The 15,640-nt window shown below is 61.7% G+C and carries 24 protein-coding genes and 1 tRNA gene; 10 read left to right on the forward strand and 15 right to left on the reverse strand.

Going from position 1 to position 15,640, the window contains the following annotated elements; translation table 11 throughout:
- The first annotated feature begins 2 nt into the window (after positions 1–2).
- The 6 genes from ACZY0B_RS25195 (at position 3) to ACZY0B_RS25220 (ending at position 2,863) form a co-directional block, all read left to right on the forward strand.
- A tRNA-Val gene (locus tag ACZY0B_RS25195) sits at positions 3–77 on the forward strand.
- Positions 78–276: 199 nt separating this feature from the next.
- Positions 277–618, forward strand: coding sequence for a hypothetical protein (locus ACZY0B_RS25200; RefSeq protein ID WP_463766966.1), 342 nt, complete (start codon positions 277–279; stop codon positions 616–618).
- A complete protein-coding gene (locus tag ACZY0B_RS25205) occupies positions 603–899 on the forward strand; it encodes a hypothetical protein (protein WP_463766967.1) in 297 nt (98 codons plus the stop codon). Before ACZY0B_RS25200 ends, ACZY0B_RS25205 begins: the two co-directional genes overlap by 16 nt.
- Positions 896–1,243, forward strand: a complete 348-nt coding sequence (locus tag ACZY0B_RS25210; protein WP_463766968.1) for a hypothetical protein — start codon at positions 896–898, stop codon at positions 1,241–1,243. Before ACZY0B_RS25205 ends, ACZY0B_RS25210 begins: the two co-directional genes overlap by 4 nt.
- Before the next feature lie 505 nt (positions 1,244–1,748).
- Positions 1,749–1,922, forward strand: coding sequence for a hypothetical protein (locus tag ACZY0B_RS25215; RefSeq protein WP_463766969.1), 174 nt, complete (start codon positions 1,749–1,751; stop codon positions 1,920–1,922).
- Complete coding sequence (locus tag ACZY0B_RS25220; RefSeq protein ID WP_463766970.1) at positions 1,919–2,863, forward strand: hypothetical protein; 945 nt, start codon at positions 1,919–1,921, stop codon at positions 2,861–2,863. Before ACZY0B_RS25215 ends, ACZY0B_RS25220 begins: the two co-directional genes overlap by 4 nt.
- Before the next feature lie 24 nt (positions 2,864–2,887).
- On the opposite strand, the gene ACZY0B_RS25225 is transcribed toward ACZY0B_RS25220, so the two are convergent.
- Positions 2,888–3,076 carry a hypothetical protein gene (locus ACZY0B_RS25225; RefSeq protein WP_463766971.1) on the reverse strand — a complete coding sequence of 63 codons (189 nt, stop codon included), beginning with the start codon at positions 3,074–3,076 and terminating at the stop codon, positions 2,888–2,890.
- Positions 3,077–3,157: 81 nt separating this feature from the next.
- Between ACZY0B_RS25225 and ACZY0B_RS25230 the strand changes: the two genes are divergently transcribed.
- Entirely contained in the window at positions 3,158–3,343 is a 186-nt protein-coding gene (locus ACZY0B_RS25230) for a hypothetical protein (protein WP_463766972.1), read from the forward strand.
- 11 nt (positions 3,344–3,354) lie between these two features.
- On the opposite strand, the gene ACZY0B_RS25235 is transcribed toward ACZY0B_RS25230, so the two are convergent.
- Complete coding sequence (locus ACZY0B_RS25235; RefSeq protein WP_463766973.1) at positions 3,355–3,891, reverse strand: hypothetical protein; 537 nt, start codon at positions 3,889–3,891, stop codon at positions 3,355–3,357.
- A gap of 303 nt (positions 3,892–4,194) precedes the next feature.
- Between ACZY0B_RS25235 and ACZY0B_RS25240 the strand changes: the two genes are divergently transcribed.
- From ACZY0B_RS25240 to ACZY0B_RS25250, 3 genes are all read left to right on the forward strand, one after another.
- Positions 4,195–5,184, forward strand: coding sequence for a hypothetical protein (locus ACZY0B_RS25240; RefSeq protein ID WP_463766974.1), 990 nt, complete (start codon positions 4,195–4,197; stop codon positions 5,182–5,184).
- A gap of 17 nt (positions 5,185–5,201) precedes the next feature.
- Positions 5,202–5,759: a hypothetical protein gene (locus tag ACZY0B_RS25245; RefSeq protein WP_463766975.1), complete on the forward strand. Its 558-nt coding sequence runs from the start codon at positions 5,202–5,204 to the stop codon at positions 5,757–5,759.
- A gap of 224 nt (positions 5,760–5,983) precedes the next feature.
- On the forward strand, positions 5,984–7,063 hold the full coding sequence (locus ACZY0B_RS25250) for a beta family protein (protein ID WP_463766976.1): 1,080 nt from the start codon (positions 5,984–5,986) through the stop codon (positions 7,061–7,063).
- On the opposite strand, the gene ACZY0B_RS25255 is transcribed toward ACZY0B_RS25250, so the two are convergent.
- The 13 genes from ACZY0B_RS25255 to ACZY0B_RS25315 form a co-directional block, all read right to left on the reverse strand.
- Complete coding sequence (locus ACZY0B_RS25255) at positions 6,981–7,628, reverse strand: sce7726 family protein (protein ID WP_463766989.1); 648 nt, start codon at positions 7,626–7,628, stop codon at positions 6,981–6,983. The genes ACZY0B_RS25250 and ACZY0B_RS25255 overlap by 83 nt on opposite strands.
- 69 nt (positions 7,629–7,697) lie before the next feature.
- Positions 7,698–7,973: a hypothetical protein gene (locus ACZY0B_RS25260; RefSeq protein WP_463766977.1), complete on the reverse strand. Its 276-nt coding sequence runs from the start codon at positions 7,971–7,973 to the stop codon at positions 7,698–7,700.
- 230 nt (positions 7,974–8,203) lie between these two features.
- Positions 8,204–8,626: a phage terminase small subunit gene (locus ACZY0B_RS25265; RefSeq protein ID WP_463766978.1), complete on the reverse strand. Its 423-nt coding sequence runs from the start codon at positions 8,624–8,626 to the stop codon at positions 8,204–8,206.
- Positions 8,627–8,986: 360 nt separating this feature from the next.
- On the reverse strand, positions 8,987–9,688 hold the full coding sequence (locus ACZY0B_RS25270) for a hypothetical protein (RefSeq protein ID WP_463766979.1): 702 nt from the start codon (positions 9,686–9,688) through the stop codon (positions 8,987–8,989).
- Between the two features lie 16 nt (positions 9,689–9,704).
- Positions 9,705–10,070 carry a helix-turn-helix domain-containing protein gene (locus ACZY0B_RS25275; RefSeq protein WP_463766980.1) on the reverse strand — a complete coding sequence of 122 codons (366 nt, stop codon included), beginning with the start codon at positions 10,068–10,070 and terminating at the stop codon, positions 9,705–9,707.
- Positions 10,071–10,131: 61 nt separating this feature from the next.
- Positions 10,132–10,578 carry a hypothetical protein gene (locus tag ACZY0B_RS25280; protein ID WP_463766981.1) on the reverse strand — a complete coding sequence of 149 codons (447 nt, stop codon included), beginning with the start codon at positions 10,576–10,578 and terminating at the stop codon, positions 10,132–10,134.
- Entirely contained in the window at positions 10,575–10,979 is a 405-nt protein-coding gene (locus ACZY0B_RS25285) for a hypothetical protein (RefSeq protein ID WP_463766982.1), read from the reverse strand. The genes ACZY0B_RS25280 and ACZY0B_RS25285 overlap by 4 nt, the downstream gene beginning before the upstream one ends.
- Positions 10,976–12,697, reverse strand: coding sequence for a DNA primase family protein (locus ACZY0B_RS25290; protein WP_463766983.1), 1,722 nt, complete (start codon positions 12,695–12,697; stop codon positions 10,976–10,978). The genes ACZY0B_RS25285 and ACZY0B_RS25290 overlap by 4 nt, the downstream gene beginning before the upstream one ends.
- Complete coding sequence (locus ACZY0B_RS25295; protein WP_463766984.1) at positions 12,697–13,155, reverse strand: hypothetical protein; 459 nt, start codon at positions 13,153–13,155, stop codon at positions 12,697–12,699. The genes ACZY0B_RS25290 and ACZY0B_RS25295 overlap by 1 nt, the downstream gene beginning before the upstream one ends.
- A gap of 17 nt (positions 13,156–13,172) precedes the next feature.
- Positions 13,173–13,445 carry a DUF6011 domain-containing protein gene (locus ACZY0B_RS25300; RefSeq protein ID WP_463766985.1) on the reverse strand — a complete coding sequence of 91 codons (273 nt, stop codon included), beginning with the start codon at positions 13,443–13,445 and terminating at the stop codon, positions 13,173–13,175.
- Complete coding sequence (locus ACZY0B_RS25305; protein ID WP_463766986.1) at positions 13,445–13,633, reverse strand: excisionase family DNA-binding protein; 189 nt, start codon at positions 13,631–13,633, stop codon at positions 13,445–13,447. The genes ACZY0B_RS25300 and ACZY0B_RS25305 overlap by 1 nt, the downstream gene beginning before the upstream one ends.
- Before the next feature lie 146 nt (positions 13,634–13,779).
- Entirely contained in the window at positions 13,780–14,193 is a 414-nt protein-coding gene (locus ACZY0B_RS25310) for a hypothetical protein (protein ID WP_463766987.1), read from the reverse strand.
- Positions 14,190–15,380, reverse strand: a complete 1,191-nt coding sequence (locus ACZY0B_RS25315; RefSeq protein ID WP_463766988.1) for a tyrosine-type recombinase/integrase — start codon at positions 15,378–15,380, stop codon at positions 14,190–14,192. Before ACZY0B_RS25315 ends, ACZY0B_RS25310 begins: the two co-directional genes overlap by 4 nt.
- Between the last annotated feature and the right edge of the window lie 260 nt (positions 15,381–15,640).

The following is a 15,640-nucleotide window of genomic DNA, read 5'->3' on the forward strand; positions in this document are numbered from 1 at the left end:
AGGCGCGATTAGCTCAGCGGGAGAGCGCTTCCCTGACACGGAAGAGGTCACTGGTTCAATCCCAGTATCGCGCACCAGAGTTTGAAAAGCTCAGAGATAGTTTCTGAAGCGAGATCCGGGCCGCATGAACTCCATGTGAACTGGTCAACCGGGACGCTAGCAACCCACCAGAGAGGTAGCTAGCCCATGACCGCTGCAGCCCACCACCCACCATCACAGGCCCGCTTGTCGGTGCCTGGAGTGACGGTTGGACCTCCCCGACAGGAAGGCCCAACCGTGACAGCCGCGATCACCCCATTCCCTGACGTTCCGCTGCCCCTCGGCGCATCGGCCGATTGCGAGTCCTGGGCATTCTGGGACAACCAGTTCCGTGTCTTCCACGGTGCCGACCGGCCCGTCTTTGAGCACCAGCAGCATCCGCCCGCCGGCGCCAAGGTCGCCGAAGTGCAAACCGGAGGGATCCAGCTCCCTGATGGCAGCGTCGACACCCGCGAGTGCCCGCCACGGGTCGACGTGTATCTGCACGCCGACGAAGGGCTCACCGCGGACCAGGCCCGGGCACTCGCCGTGGCGCTGATGGGGGCGGCCGACGAGGTTGATCGGTGGGTGCGCTCATGACAACCACCACAGCCAAATTGGTGGATTTCGCCCGCGAGCGCGTCAGACAAACCGAGGAATGGATCGATCATATTCTGGCCGCCCTGCGGCAACCTGGGCTGGCCAGCTCAGATGACCCTCTCGCTGTCTGCCACCTCGCCGACATGCTCGAGGAGAACTGGCCCGAAGGCGTCGACGTGCACGACGCGCTGGCGGCCGCGATGTGTCGACTCGCGAGGCTCGCGGAGATTAACGCTGGAAGCGGCCACGTTGCTGGCTTCGACGCGGCGGTCCCACGATGACCAGCACCGAAATCCGCTACGCTCCACCCGTCAAGTGCACGCCCTGGTGCGAAGACGGCGATGGTCACCCCAACGAGATCACCCACGCCGACCAAAACTGTTACAGCGCAAGCGGTTACCTTTACTTGCCTCTGAACGCCCGAGGAAAAGACCGCCACGGCGAGGATACCCACGCACAAGTTGGTGTCGCCGCCAAGCGCGAAATCGGGCTATTGCCTTGCGTACACATTCATCTGCTGATGCCCGAACCTGACGTCGACGTCGGGGTGAAGCTCACTGTCGAGGAGACAAAGTGGCTGATCTCGCAACTCTCAGCCACCGTTGAGCTGGTCGAGGGACGATGAGCACGCACTGGTGTCGACGGTGCGGCCACGAGCGCCGCTGTAGTCATGGGTCGTGGCCGGATCGGCATCCGGTCGCAACCACGGTCTTGAGCACCGTGGTTCTCGCGATGTGCGTCGCGCATCCGTGGCTGCCGGGTTGCAGTGTTGTCGGCGCTGGCATATATGCGGTCACCAGCGCATTTCGTCGCCGACGAGCACTCGTGGCCCGGGCCGACTGGGAACACCGTGCACTGATGGCTCGGACCTTTTTCGCGGCACCGCGAAAAAGCCTGGTCAACCAAGTTGTCGACGCCAGCAACCTGGCTAGTCATCGGGCGCTCCGAAGTCGTGGACATCCTGTCCCTGACTCCCAGACGCGGAGACGGGCGACTGACCACTGGTCACCCACCGAACCCATGCGGACACCAAGCAGCTGAGGAGAGCAACGGCTGCCGGGCGCTGTGCGGACTTAAGCGCCGGAAGGGTGCACGATCCACTTGGAATAGCTACGGAAGGAGAACTCCCGATGAGTTACAAGCACCCCACAGGCGAGAGTTGCGAGTACGGCCACCCGACGTATTACGACGTCATCGAAATCAAAGCATTTGGCCAGCACTCGGAACGCCGCCGCGGACCCACCTGTTGGCGGGCTGAATGCGAAGCGCACAAAGACTGGAAAGCCGGGCGCGCACCCAAATGAGTGCCCAATTCCAGATCCATGCTGAGTCGTTCCGCTCGGTCCTCATTGAGATGGTGTACTGCGAAAAAGGCGCGGAAACAGACATCACAGCCGGGCAGCACTGCAAAACCATGGCCCACGGCAGCGCCTTCGTCTACCGGCTTGACGGGAAAGACCGTCTGATCACCGCGCGACACAATGTGACTGGAAGACATTGGCAGACACATGAATTCATGGGCGGCTACTACATCGAGCCGACACACCTCCGAGTCATGTTCTTCAAGGACCCACCCGAAAAGTGGGTGGTGACGCTCTCCGAGGACGACCCGAGACGCGGCGGCATCCAAGTGCTTCTTCAGCAGTATCTGGTGCCGCTGATCGGCCCGGACTGGAAACCGATCTGGAAACAGCATCCGCAACTCGGCGGCGAGATGGACGTTGCAGAAGTGCCGTTCAATCCCCCGGCTGACGTGGTCTGCATGAGCTGGGAAAGAACGGGCGACCGATCCGGCCCTGAGCAAGCTGCGTGGCCAGCACAGCTTTTTCCGGGCGAAGACGTGTTCATCATCGGCTACCCGTACCGACTCACCTCGGGGCCAGCTTTTCCGCTATGGATCCGGGGAACCGTCGCGTCCAACCCGATTTTCCCCTACTACTCGGACGGCAAGGCATACCCGCTCTGGCTAATCGACGCCCGAACCCGCAAAGGACAATCAGGCGCCCCAGTCATGCGCCACCGACCACCCGGGACCCTCGTCTTCAGAAACGACGGACAGCCAGCCAGAATGCCATTCCCAGACTCAGACCTCCTCGGGGTCTACTCCGGCCGCACCAGCGACGAATCCGACCTCGGATTCGTCTGGGGCATGGACCATGTCGACGAAATCTGCCGCAACGGCGTGCCCGGAACAATCGATCCAGGACCAGGTGCCAGAAGCTGCGCGGTAGGTGACCAAACCTAAATCCGCAGGTCAGATACTCCGCTTTCAGTGCGGGGTATCTCGAATCCGTACCTCGATGTCGTCGATGGGTGTGTCGGTGGCGACCGCGATGTAGTCGCGCGCCATCTCTTCGATCTCCCCGGGAAACCTCGCCTGCGTCAAACCATCAAGGGCCGGGATGCGGATAGCCCACCACCGGTCATCGCGGGTCACTTCGACGTCGTAGCTGGGCATCCTGGTCTCCTTCCCGAGGGCAAGAGAGCCACCCTAGTCGACGGCGGTAGCCTGCAGCCTGGAAACGCTCGACTGAAACCGATGCAGGAGGGGGCATTCACGATGCCAAAATTTACGATCAATAAGGGCCTCGATACTGAGAAAACCGTCGAGGCATGGGCCTTCAAAGAACAAGGCTCATTCACCACGTTCACCGACGGCAACGGTCATCAAGTGCTCGCGATCCCGACCAAGATCGTCGACAGCATTGAGCGTGTAGGCGAATAGGCGGACCTCGTTCACATACCGGTGTGAGTGCGGATCGCGGTGACGAGCTGGTCTGTGCGTTGGCGATCCTCGTGGTACGGCATCTCGAGTTGATCGACCCCAAGCTCGAGATCCTGACCGCTCGAGAACCTCAGCCGGATGTCCCCGACGTCGAACTGACCGCGCGTCAGCTGATTGAAAGGGCCCCGCCGCTGACCCACTTTCCGTATCTCAAGGCACACAACGTCACTGAGCGGACGCACCCACGCCTCGGCCACCGTGGCCGTGGGGTTCTTCTCCTGGAATCCCCGTTCCTGATCGAGGTCGTATCCCTCGGCGTCGAACTGGATGACCACCTTGACCAGCCGGCCGTCGTCAGTGACCGCCGCTACGGTCCACCTGCTCGGCGCGGTCGGGCTGAACTGCACCGCAGACGCCGCGATCTCACGCCCGCCGACGAGCACAGCCACCTGCATCTGAACGTGCCAAGGCGCGCCGTGGCCCGTTGTACTGCTGCGCGCCGCAATCTGGCTCCAATACCGGTCCGGGTCAGGGGGTGCGATCTCCATGCGGAGAACATTAGCCACGCAGAGTGAAGTGCCAAACTGTCGCGTGCGACCGTATTCCGAGCTTCGACTACTGCTGGCTATTCGTCGCATGGTCTGCGAGGTAGAAGGCCGGCAGCCGAGCACCGCGCACATCGACGAGCTACTAGACGAACGAGCAACGCTGGCCCCCATGGCGCGGATCGGTGATGGCGATTCGGTACCGCAGAATTCGGTGCGCGCGTAGCCTCCGTAAGTTATGAATCGGCCGAGCCTGCAAGTCTGGCCAGCGCTGTTCGACACGCCACGAGAAGAGGGGGCTGATCGATGACGAGTTACGGCTTCCGAATGTACCGCTTCGATATTCGAAAAGACCGCAGTCGCAAAGAGATTCACCCGCTTAAGGTTGAGTTTGATAACAAGCCCACCTGGTACTACAGAGCCCATTTGCTCAAGGCGGCTCAGCCGTACCTGCAACACAGCTCTCACGGGATGCCGCCAAAGCTAGACGGTGCCGATCGCAAGCAGGATCTCGACATTGCGCCCGTCTTCCGGCTCATAGATATTCAGCAAGATGGCGATCGATTGGTTGGTTCATTCAGGCATGGACGTCCATCAGGGCAGGACATCGCCTTACCGAAAGCCTCTCTCGGACAGGACCATCCAGCTATCGACATTAGCGACTACTCGCCAACACGCCTTTACCGATTCGCGTATTACTTCCCGGAACCAGGCGACGAAGGCATTCTCGGTGTCGAAGCCGCATCAGGTGCCTGCCCCACCCGATATCTGGTCCAGTGGGCCCGCTGGTGGTCACAAAACGCCGGCCTTACCGCTGATCCAGAAGAGCCTTGGTACAACCTGCGAGCTACCGCGCTCGCCGATTCCATCCAGATTAACGACTTCATCGACGCCGGTGAGGTCGTTGAGGTCGTGCTCGTCGCCGCTGCACGGGGCGCGTCCCGTCAGCGGCGAACCGAAGAGTTTCGGATCACCAGCACCTTGAGCGTCCAGGGCAAAGCGAAAGCCCTTCAAGATCTGAAGACGGTACTTCAAGCTGGCCAGTCCGACGAGGAACTCGCCGAGGCTTTGGCCGCACATCTGGGTCGCAATGTCGAGGACGTCGACCTGGACGACGGCTGGGTTGTCATCGACACCGACTATGGTCAGCAGCAGATAAGTCCATCGCGTATACCGGATATTTTCACGTACCCGATTGGTGAGACATCGCCCGACGACTCGACCTTCTACGACACAATGAAGGACAAGGCGGCCGAACTCGCCAAAGACGTGAACGGAACGTTTGACTTCGGCTAGCAGGAGGCAAGGCTACGATGACTGATCGCCTCAACCCGTGGCCGCTGATTAGCGCCCATTGGAAGTGTCTGTCGATTGACCAGGAAGACGGCAAAACGACAGGTGATTGGGTTGCTCGAATGGGGCTCCTGCTCCCATCGCTGACCGCCGGTGGGCTGATGATCAGCTTGGGTGGCAGCTTGGCCAACCCCGGATCGCTTCTCGCCGCCGATTCTCTGCTGGCAACCAGCCTTTTTGCCGTCTTCGCCCAGGTATCAAGCCTGCGGTTGAAGCTCAGTGAGCGGTTCAAAGAGGGCTACGCGAACGCCGATGCAGATAAAGATGCGATGGACGAAACCGCCACGCACTTGCTGTTCGCCACCATGCTGGCATTGACCAACGCCGCCCTGTTGGCGTGCAGTCTGGCATTCGCTGCTCCGAACGCCTCCGTCATCAATGGTTGGCTAGGCGGCGTCAGCGCGGCGATCTTCGTCTACACAATCTTGTTGTTGCTGATGTTGCTTCCACGGATGCTGTACGCGTACACAAGCGTCAACGGCGTGCGTAACGCTCTAAGCGGTTTCCATCGAAAGTAGAACTGCCGCAACGTAATTCCTGGCAGAAATGGGCCGGCTGCTAGTCGCCGATGTGCCGCACGTCTGGGAGACAGAAGGCCGACTGTCGTCCAGGCCGTACATCGACCCGCTGCCAGCGAACGCAGGCTCGTCGCAACTGCCGTGAGGCATCGAGAAACATTCCGCAACATCCAGCGGCGACGAGCGTTCCAGGCGTAATCTCAGCTCTCGTCGAAAGGACTGAGATGGAGTTCGGACCCAATCATTATGTCCCGGTGCTGTTCACTAAAGCCGGCGAACGCGATGCGCTGAGTGAGCTCGGCGGACCCCAGAAAGATTCGTTCACACCGTTATTCGTCGTTCATCCCATCGACTGGGATTTCGAACTTGATCAGCCGAAGAATTCTATCGACGAACACCTCACCAGGCTCCCCGCGCAATTGGGCGAAAAGTGGGGCCAGCGCGACGCTTTCATCGACACGCTTCACGTGGACGAAGAAACGATGGCAGACGGTCGACACCCGATCGAGTGGATTGTGACCGAAGCGAGATCGGCCGGCCTGACGCTTATACCTGTTGTCGCCCCAAGCCGATCGCCGGGGTGCATTGCAGCAGTGAGGCAGCTAGTTCAGACCCACACATCATCAGAGGTGTGTCTTCGACTGCAAGTTGACGAATGGCCGCTGCTCCCTAACCAAGACGCGCCGATCACGACACTGTTGGACGAGATCGGGGTGGGTAAGGCTGACACTCACCTGGTTCTCGATCTCCGCGACGAGACGGCTCGGTCAGCGCAATTTGCACTGGTGTCCGGTCTTCAGTCGCTGGCCACAGCGCAGCAGTGGAAGACTTTGACCGTCACGGCGACGGCAATGCCACAGACGACGCCACCGGGCCGTGGGGTCCACGAGGTGATTCGGCAAGAATGGCTTAATTACCAGGAGATAGTCGGGAACAGCCGATACGGCGTTCGGCAACCGACATTCGGCGACTACGGCATAGCACACCCCGACCCGATGTCGGATATTGATCCCCGAATGCTTCAGATCAGCGCGAAGCTCAAGTACACCTGCGATGACAAGTGGCTGCTGGCCCGCGGTGGCTTGTACAAGGGCACGGGTGGACGCAGCGGCGGCGGCGCCGAGATTAGGCCGGTAGCTCGGATGGTTTCAGCACACGACGCCTTCACAACCGGACACTGCGGCGACGAGGATTGGATCCTCGCCGCGGCGGACGCTGGACCTACGGGCGCTCCGCGGACATGGGTAAAGGTCGGCACGTGGCACCACTTGATTCGAGTTCTCGACCAAATCGAGCTGACATAGTGGCAGCCCGCCACCGTTGACGAGTCTTCAGCGCGGACCGGACAGTGGCTCGGAGCGTTTCGAGGTCGGCCACCTCCGCCAGCCTTTCCCAGATGACCTTCCGCGGCTTGCTGCGACAACCCTTGGCCGCGTCGAGATTCCGCAGCGCCTCCAACGCTTCATCTCTCCACAACAGCTGCGCCAGCGAATAGGCATCAATCGCTTCGTTCGGTCTTGCCTGGGCGATCTCGTCCATCTCCACACCCGATCCCCGGGGCCTGACCACGACGCAGCCCCACCAGATCGGGACGACCGCCAAAGCCGCATCAAGATGATTCTCAGCGACCACGAGCGTGCAGTAGTCCATAACCTGTGAGTAGACCTCAACTTGCCTCGGCAGCCGGCGCAACGTATCCGACGCACTTTTCAGCTCGAATCCAGACAAACATGCGTTCACCACCGCAACATCTACCCTGACCTCACCGCACAAACCAAGCTCGTCGACAAAGAGCGTGGAGTCGAGATCAGCTGAATGCTCGCGGAGCAGACGCGAATGAAGTGCTACGCGAACGTCCCGGTCCCGCATGGCGGTCACGCTAACACCCTCGGAGCTTTCGGGAACTTCGCAACCCCGATCATTGTCATTACCCTTCGATTACTTCCCCCGGACGTCCCGTTCATACGTGACATCCAGGCCGTAGCGTTGTCTCAACCGCTCAGCGAGCTGCCCATCGCACGAGCCGGCCGCCACGATGTACAGCTCGACGATCGTGGCCGCCGACCCTCGGAGCTCGTCCGCGCCGACCCGGAGCATTCCCGGCCGCGGCACAAACGACACTGCGCTGACGATCTCGCAGCGGCCGACGATGTACGCCGGCAGGTCTGGGCGCGGTATGCCGTGCCGCTCCGCCCACCTCAAATTCCGGGCCACTGTCTGCTGATGCCTCCGGGCCCGCTCACAAGCAAGCTCGAAGCTTCGCTCCGCGTAGATGCCACAACCGCAATTACTTTGAGGTGGAACGTGTTCCGGGTTCGCCGAGCAGGTCGCGGACATCTCTGCGGCCGGCCACCGCACCCCATAGTCGTACGGGCTGAGTAAGCAGTCCGTCCTAGGCCGCACCAACCAAAACCTCCAACCTCCGGCCAGAGTCGCCGTGGTCATCAGAGATTGCGATAATCGTCGATACGCGCCACCGCGGCCGGCACATCGCGATCGGGCTGGGGGTCGACATAGCGGATCCGCTGACTAAGCCGCGATTCCAACGTCGTGCCCATCACCTTTTCCCAAGCCCGCAACTCAGCCGCCAACTTCAAATCGCCGTCATGGACGTAGCCGGCGATCTCCATGGCCGTCTTGGCGAATTCCCAATCGGCCGGCCGCCACAGCACGCAGTGCGGCATTGATGACCACGCCCTCCAAGTTTGGCGGTCACGCTGCGACCATGGTCGCCCATTACCGCGCCGCGCCGGCAGCTTCGGGCCACCACGGAACGGTGTGTTCGGAACCTCAGTCCAGTTGTGGATCGGCTTGTTCCGATTGACCGCCTGACCAGGCGGTTTCGGCTTCCGACCGCGCACCGACATTAGCTCAAACCCGCGTTTGCTGAGCACATTTGGTGTATGAAATTCGCTTTGCCAAAAAGTCCCGAATTTCGTACGGACAGGCGGACGCTATGACAACCGGCGCGCTGGTGCTACCCCCTGGGGGTACCCCGCCCAGGGGGGCGGCCCTGACCTGCGGCGATGCGTCGGCCAGCTGGTGCGCCAGGCTTGACGCTGGCGGATAGGCGAAATGCGCTGCGGAGCATGGGTTAGCTGGACGCTGCGTGCAGTGGTTTGCTGGGTGTGCGGCGGCGCGGCGCAGGTACTTCTGAGCGGATCCGCAGACGCCTTGATGGAAGCCCTTCGCCGAGAGGTGTAGCGGTTGACGCCGGCCGCCGCAGGTCATGTGGCGCTCCAGGATCCAGCTGATGTGTTTCCGGCGGCCGCAGCTGCGATCTCGTAGTCCATCAGCGGTTTCAGTGGTGCGGGTTTGAGTGCGCCGAGTCGCCATGACATGACGACGTCAACGCCGCCGATGATGTTGGTCTGCCCGGCCCAGAGACGCTCGACCGCGTCGCTCAACGCCGGGTAGGCGGCTTGAAACTGGTTGGTCGTGTCGGCGTCTCGCGATTGGATGGCAGCTTCGACAAGCGCATGCGCGAGTACGTCGTCGCCGGTGCGCACCGCTTGTGAGAGTAGGCGTTGCCGCGCAATGGGTTCGGTGATGTCAGCAACGCGGTCACCGGCGTCGCGGCGACTGATCGACAGGCTTGCAACGTCTCCCGGTAGTCCAGCGATGCCGTACACGCGGGCAGCGTCGTCGGCGTCTTGACGACCTGCGAGATCGGCCGCGGCGGTGAGCTTGCGCGCCAGGACCGCCATGATTGAGCTGTAGGTCTTGGCGTACTGGGTGATCTTCCATTCGTCCGTGTGGATCGTGTCCATCGTGGTGACGCCGTACACGGCGTCTCCGTCTTGTTCGGCTTCGGTGAACAGCGGATCGGCGTCGGCTGAGCGGCCAAGTCGCTGCAGCGTGGCCAGTGCGGTCTGGCAGGCGGTGACCGCTTCGGTCAATGGAATGCCGGCGTTGTAATCGAGTGCCATGTCTGGTCATATCTCCTCATGCTCGGGTGGCTTGGAAACTCTGTAGGTCGTCGGGTGTGATGCGGTAGCGTCCGTCGACTTGTGTTGCTGTTAAACGTTTCTCGGTGATGGCTCGGCGGATGGCGCGGTCGGTGATTCCGATAATCGTTGCGGCGGTGTTGGTGCTGATCGTGGGGCTGTTTAGTTGGTTCTTCGACTGTGGCACGGGTTCCGGTTGCGGCGCTGGACTAGTTCCGGCAGAGGAACTTTCGGCACGGGCGCCGGCTAGCTTGATCGCCAACAAGGCCTGATCAAGCTGTGGATTCTGACCGCGCACCTGCGCGCGGATCTTGTCCAGGCCGAGCAGCCGGTTGAGCATGGCGCATACGTGGCCGTCGATCACGACGACCGGGCCCTCAAGCCCGTGCACCAGATGTTCAGCCGGCCGGATCATTTGCGCTGTGTCACCCGGCTTCCGGTTCGTCGCCGTCAGGGTATTCGTTCTCATCCGACGTCGGGCCCCCGCTAAAGTCGCGTCGCCAAGCATCGACGGCCAGCTTCTGCATGGTGTCGCGGAGACCGGCATCGTCGAGGATGTTGCCGATGAGGACGTTGATTCCGCGGAAGACGTTCGCGAACAGAATCCCTGCCGTCTCTGGGTCTTTCACGATGCCCAGTGCGGTGTGGATCCAGTCTTCAACCGCTTCATCGTCGTGACAGATGGCGAGATATTCCATGCCTAACTTGCATCCGATGATCTGAATGTCGCCGATATTCGGGAACGTCATCGGCGCCCCGGGTTTACCGGTGTGGAGATCATGGCTCGGGAGCGAAGTCAGCCGTAGCGGGTTCGCGGCCAGGTACCGGCGGCGGGCCTGATTGATGATGTCGTTGCGCTCAGCGGTGGTCATGATGTCTCCTCGTTGGTGTCAGTGATGGGTTTGGCGCCGAGCTGTTCGGCGAGTAGGTCGATCGCGTCTTGTTCCCGATGACGGCCACATGCGTTGCCTGGGTGCGCGACATACGCACGGCATGATGTGCCGGCTTTGGTTCGTCGGCCGCACCGCAGCGGCGCCAACTGGACGCGGTCACGCCACCGCGGTGGAAGCGGCCCGGGTTGCTCGTGTGGGGCCTGCGGTGTCGCCGGGTCGTAGCAGTGCCGGCCGTCGCCGAGCCACTCTGCGTTGACCAGGACGTAGTCCTGTCGGCCGTCGTCGGCGATGCAAGTCGCCGCGTGCCAGCCGGGCAGCCCGAGATCGCAGAGGCAAGCCGACCGGGCGTCGTCAATGTAGGAGGTGTTCACGACGCTCATGCCCTTCGATGTTTGCTGGCGAGACTTTGGCAGTGGTAACAGGGTTGCGGTTGCCCGATGCACACACACCCTGGCCGGCGATAGTCAGGCGCTCCGTTTGTGCTGCCAGGTTGTGCCTTAAATGGACTTTGGCCTGTGTCACCTGTGTCAGAGCCGCTGAGCTGCGTCTTTATCTGACCCTCTGACACACGTTGCCCTGTTTCACCCAGATCGGGCGGATCTATGAGTGCAGGCTGACACAGTTGTTGGTCTGCTTCACCTGTGTCGCCGATACTGGTCTGAACTGCAGATTTATTTCCTGACACAGGTGACACAGGCGTAACCCCATTTAAGCCTCTCCGGTGGGCGGGAAGTAGTCCGATTCGCTCGTACTGGCGGAGCTGAACACCGTCAATTCTGGGCTGGCTGTCTCTCAGTTCTGGCACGACCGCGCGTAGGTTGCGCCCGAATGTGCTCTTTGCTGCGGGGTGATGTCCGTTGTCTTCTGCCCACGCCTTCCAGGCGGCAAATAGGTCATCGCGCATGACGGTTTCCATGGGCCCCCGGACGCAGCAATCACGGACAAAGGCCGAGACCGGCGACGCGAGATCGAGCATCAGGTTGGCCGCGTCGTCGGACGACGTCGGTACGGTGAAGCGGCCGTTGTGGTTCAGCCGATCGAGGCCTTGAAGCGCCCACGCCAAAATGCCTGGCAACTCTTCGCGCAACCTGGTGTCGAGTGTGCGGTCCTCGCGGCCCAGGAAGCTGTTCGTCATCTGCAGGATCAGCATTCGGTGGGCGATGGCCGCGCTGGCGTCCCGGAACCGCGGCAACTCATTGGACAAGATCACGAACCGCGTTGACAGTCGGCCTGACCACGGGTCGCGGAATTTGCGGTCTACCGTCAGGGTGTCCTCACCGGTGATCGAGAGGAGTCGTTCGACCACAGAATGCGCTGGCGTGTCACCAAGTCGTGCATCGGAGATGATGGCCAGCGGCCTGCCCAACAGCGGCGACAAGCCGAAGTTTGTGCCCAGGCTCGCTAAAGTTGGGCCGGCGACGTGCAGACGGCCGATCAGCTCGGTCAGCATCCGCGCGATGGTGCCCTTGCCCGAGCGCGTGGGGCCGATCAGCAGGAGCAGCTTCTGCATATCGGTCCGGCCCGATAGGGCATAGCCCACGTATTCCTGGAGGAGCGCAATGGAATCCGGGTCGTCAGGCCACACCGACGCCAGGAACTCGAACCATGCCTTCGGCGGCGGTGCATCGGGATAGTAATCGAAAGGCACCGACACGACATTGAACAGTGCCGGGGTGTGGCCAAGCAGTTCGCGGGTTGACAGATCAAGTAGCCCGTTACGGCATGAAACCATCTGTGAGGCTGGGTTTTCCACGGGTCTTCGGTCGATCCACGCCGGCGGGTCGACATCGGCGGACAGGTGCGCGACAGCGGCCAGGGCCTCGATGACGTCGGCAACCTTGCGTTTGTTCGGATTCCATGGCGTACTTTCCTTTTCGCCGACGTAGTCGACTTCGCCGAGCGTTGCGTACACCCGGCTCCGCAGTTCGGCCGTGTCCATCTCCGACCAATGCGTTGTGTACCAACGCATCCAGGATCCCCTACATGAGATGAGAGTTCGCAGTCCGTTGCTGTCCCTGAACTGCTCCATCAGCTTGCGGGCGACGTCAAGCGGTGCCGCCGGCGGCGGGAACAACGGGCGCTCGTCAGCGATATGCATCAGGACTCACCCCGCAGTTCAGCCAAGCGGGCTGCGGCAGCGCGAATCCCGGACGCTGCGCGCTCCACGAGGGCTGCAACGTCGACCTCCGACGCGAACCCGGCCATCGATGTCAATGCGCTGCCGAATGATTCGACTCTGTTGCGAAACGCTTCTGCGACAACGGCCGCTGCGTAGTCTTTGGCGGCTGTGGCGCATGCTCCGGATGTCGTTGCGCTTTGGAGCCATACCGCGACTTTTTGGCTCAGCTTCCCGCGGCTGCGTAGGTCGTCATACACCAGCTGTGGGCTTGGTGGGGTTCCTCGAAGTGCGAGAGCCCGCACCGTACCCAGCACCGTCTGTGCGGGTTCGTCGACGTCGTGGTCCTCGACGAATCGCAATACATCGCGGACCTCACCGACGGTGCTGAACAGCAGCGCACCGATGAACAGTTCGCCGATCATGGGTGTTGGTCCCACGGAGCCAATCTGGGCGGTCATGACTGGCCACCCGACTTAGCGCGGCACTTGGGCCCGACGAACCGAGAGACGGATTTTGGGTTAGTCAACCAGTGCCCGCAGCACGTGCATCGGACGGCGATGCGGTATCCACGCTCGCCACAGAGCCGCAGTGCGGCAGCATCGGCGCGATCCTCAGCCGTGGGCGCTTCCTGCCGCTGGTAGCCGGGAATGGCGGTAACATCGGCGTATCTGGTGGTATTAGGAATGGGCCGGCTCTGTGGTGGGGCCGGCTCTTTTCGTTTCGTCATTAGGCCGCGCCGCCGAAAGGCTGCATTGCGGCATCGATCTCGTTGATACGCAGTCGGACTAGGCGATTTCCTGAGCGGTAGCCGATCAAACGGCCGTCGGCGATCATCGCCCGAATGGTGCGGCTAGTCACGCCGAGGTAATCGGCGGCCTCGTTGATCGAAATGTAGGCGCGGTCAGTGTGTGCCATCTTGTTTGATCGGCCGGGAGGGTTGGGCATATCCGGGGTTCCTTGGCATCGAGAACGATGCCGTCCAACCCGGGGTGCCGGAGACGAGCAGCTTCCACGCTAGCACCAAGCGGTGTATAGCGCGGTCACGACGCGCCAAGCGGAATTTACTTCGCGCCGCGCCTGCCATACTCGCGAACGAGGTCGTTCAGCAACCCAAAACCGATGACGTGACGTGACTCTGGTTCGTCGGCAGTCGCATGCCAGCCGGGTCGAGGAACGCCGATGTCGGGAGGATCGGGCGCAGCCACGGTCTCCAACTGCGGGATTTGGGGTTTGATCAGATCGACAATTGCTGTGGCTGTAGCTTCAGCCAACCTCACGTTGAGTTTGCAGTCATCGCACGCCATTGTGTAGACCCATCCCGATCCGGCCTTGGTGCGATGACCCCGCCTCGTGGCGCTGAATCCTGATGTGCCGGTGACGCTCACGTGTTTCTGTGTGGGCCGAAGATCGTTGATCCAGGCGACAATACGCCGGTCTGGACCATCAGCGCATTCACACAATACGACGTAATTCACTTGTTGCCACCGGCCAATTTACTTAGGAGAGACGCAATCTCCCGGTCACGACCGCGCGCGGCGTGCTGATACCGCATGGCGGCGGCTGGCGTGCTGTGACCAAGCCGCGCCATAAGTTCGGCTAAAGTCGCGCCGGTAGCCGCGGCCAGGACCGCGCCAGAATGCCGTAAGTCGTGCCAGCGCAAGTCATCTCGCTTTGCCGCGGAGCGCGCCTTGTAAAATTGCCTATACAGGCTGGCTGGCGCGAGGTGGCCGCCCTGGGCGGCCGGGAACAGCAGCCCATCCTTATCAGCGTCAACGAACCGCTCGAGGTGGCCCTTGATCGTTGGCAGTAGGTGTGGTGGGATTTCGACGTCGCGACGCCCGGCGTCGCTTTTGGGCGTGGTGGGCACGAAGCCCGCCTCCGTGCGCACGACGGCGCGTTCGACCCGAACGATGCCGTAGGGCTCCGGCGCGGCATCACCGCTTGCTTCCGCGCTTGCCAATTGCTCTTCGGTCGGTTCGACGATGGTGATGTCGCGGCGACGCAGCTCGGTCAACTCGCCGAAACGCAGTGCCGCCCAACTGGCCAGTAGGACCATCGCTCGATAGCGCTCGGGCATTTCTTGCGTGATGATCGCGATTTCATCCAAGCTTGCGGGCCGGATTTTGTGGACGCGCCGCGCGCTGCCGGCGCCGACGATATGGCACGGGTTCACCTTGAGCTTGCCGTCGGACAGTGCGGTACCCATGATCGTCCTGAGCAATCCGTAGCAATGCGCCCGCAGCGTGGGCGTCGTGGTGCCAAGCTTGGCGTGCCAGGCCCTCACGTCGTCGGCCGTAATCGATGCGATCGGTAGCGGCCCGAATGTCGGCGTGATGTGGTCCTGGAGGAGCCGCGTGTAGTGCTCGGCGGTGCGGGTTTTCAGGTCGCGTTGCCCCATCCATGTCTTCGAGTAGGTCTCGAATGTCAGCTTCGGCTGCGGCAGCTCGTCGGCTTCGGGCGGCATCCACGCGTTCCGAATGATCTCGGATTGGCGTAGGGACAGCCAGCCGCGGGCGTCTTTCTCGGTGAGGAATGTCTTAGGTGCGGTGTAGCGGCGTCCGTCGGGCCCGCGGTACATGGCTCGATAGCGGCCGCTCGGCAGCTTGTGGGCGGTGCCGAACGCTCCCCGCTTCTGCGGCTTGCGGCCTTGTCCCCTGACCACTGTCGTACCTTTCCGCGATACTGCGTTGTGTACTGGCGTGAACTGCGTGAACTCGTTGTGAGCTAACGAGACTGTATCAAGTTTCCGCATGACTCCGCATGGTTCTGTTACACTGACCAGTGACGGCACAGGTAGATCCACTATTTGCGCTGGTCACGACACCCACGCTAGCAAACCTGTTGAACTGGTTCAATCCCAGTATCGCGCACCAAAGTTCTTGCAGCTCAAAGGCCTATTCGGCAGTGACTCAAAGGCTGCGT

Source organism: Mycobacterium sp. IDUB_19 (genome assembly GCF_055419445.1).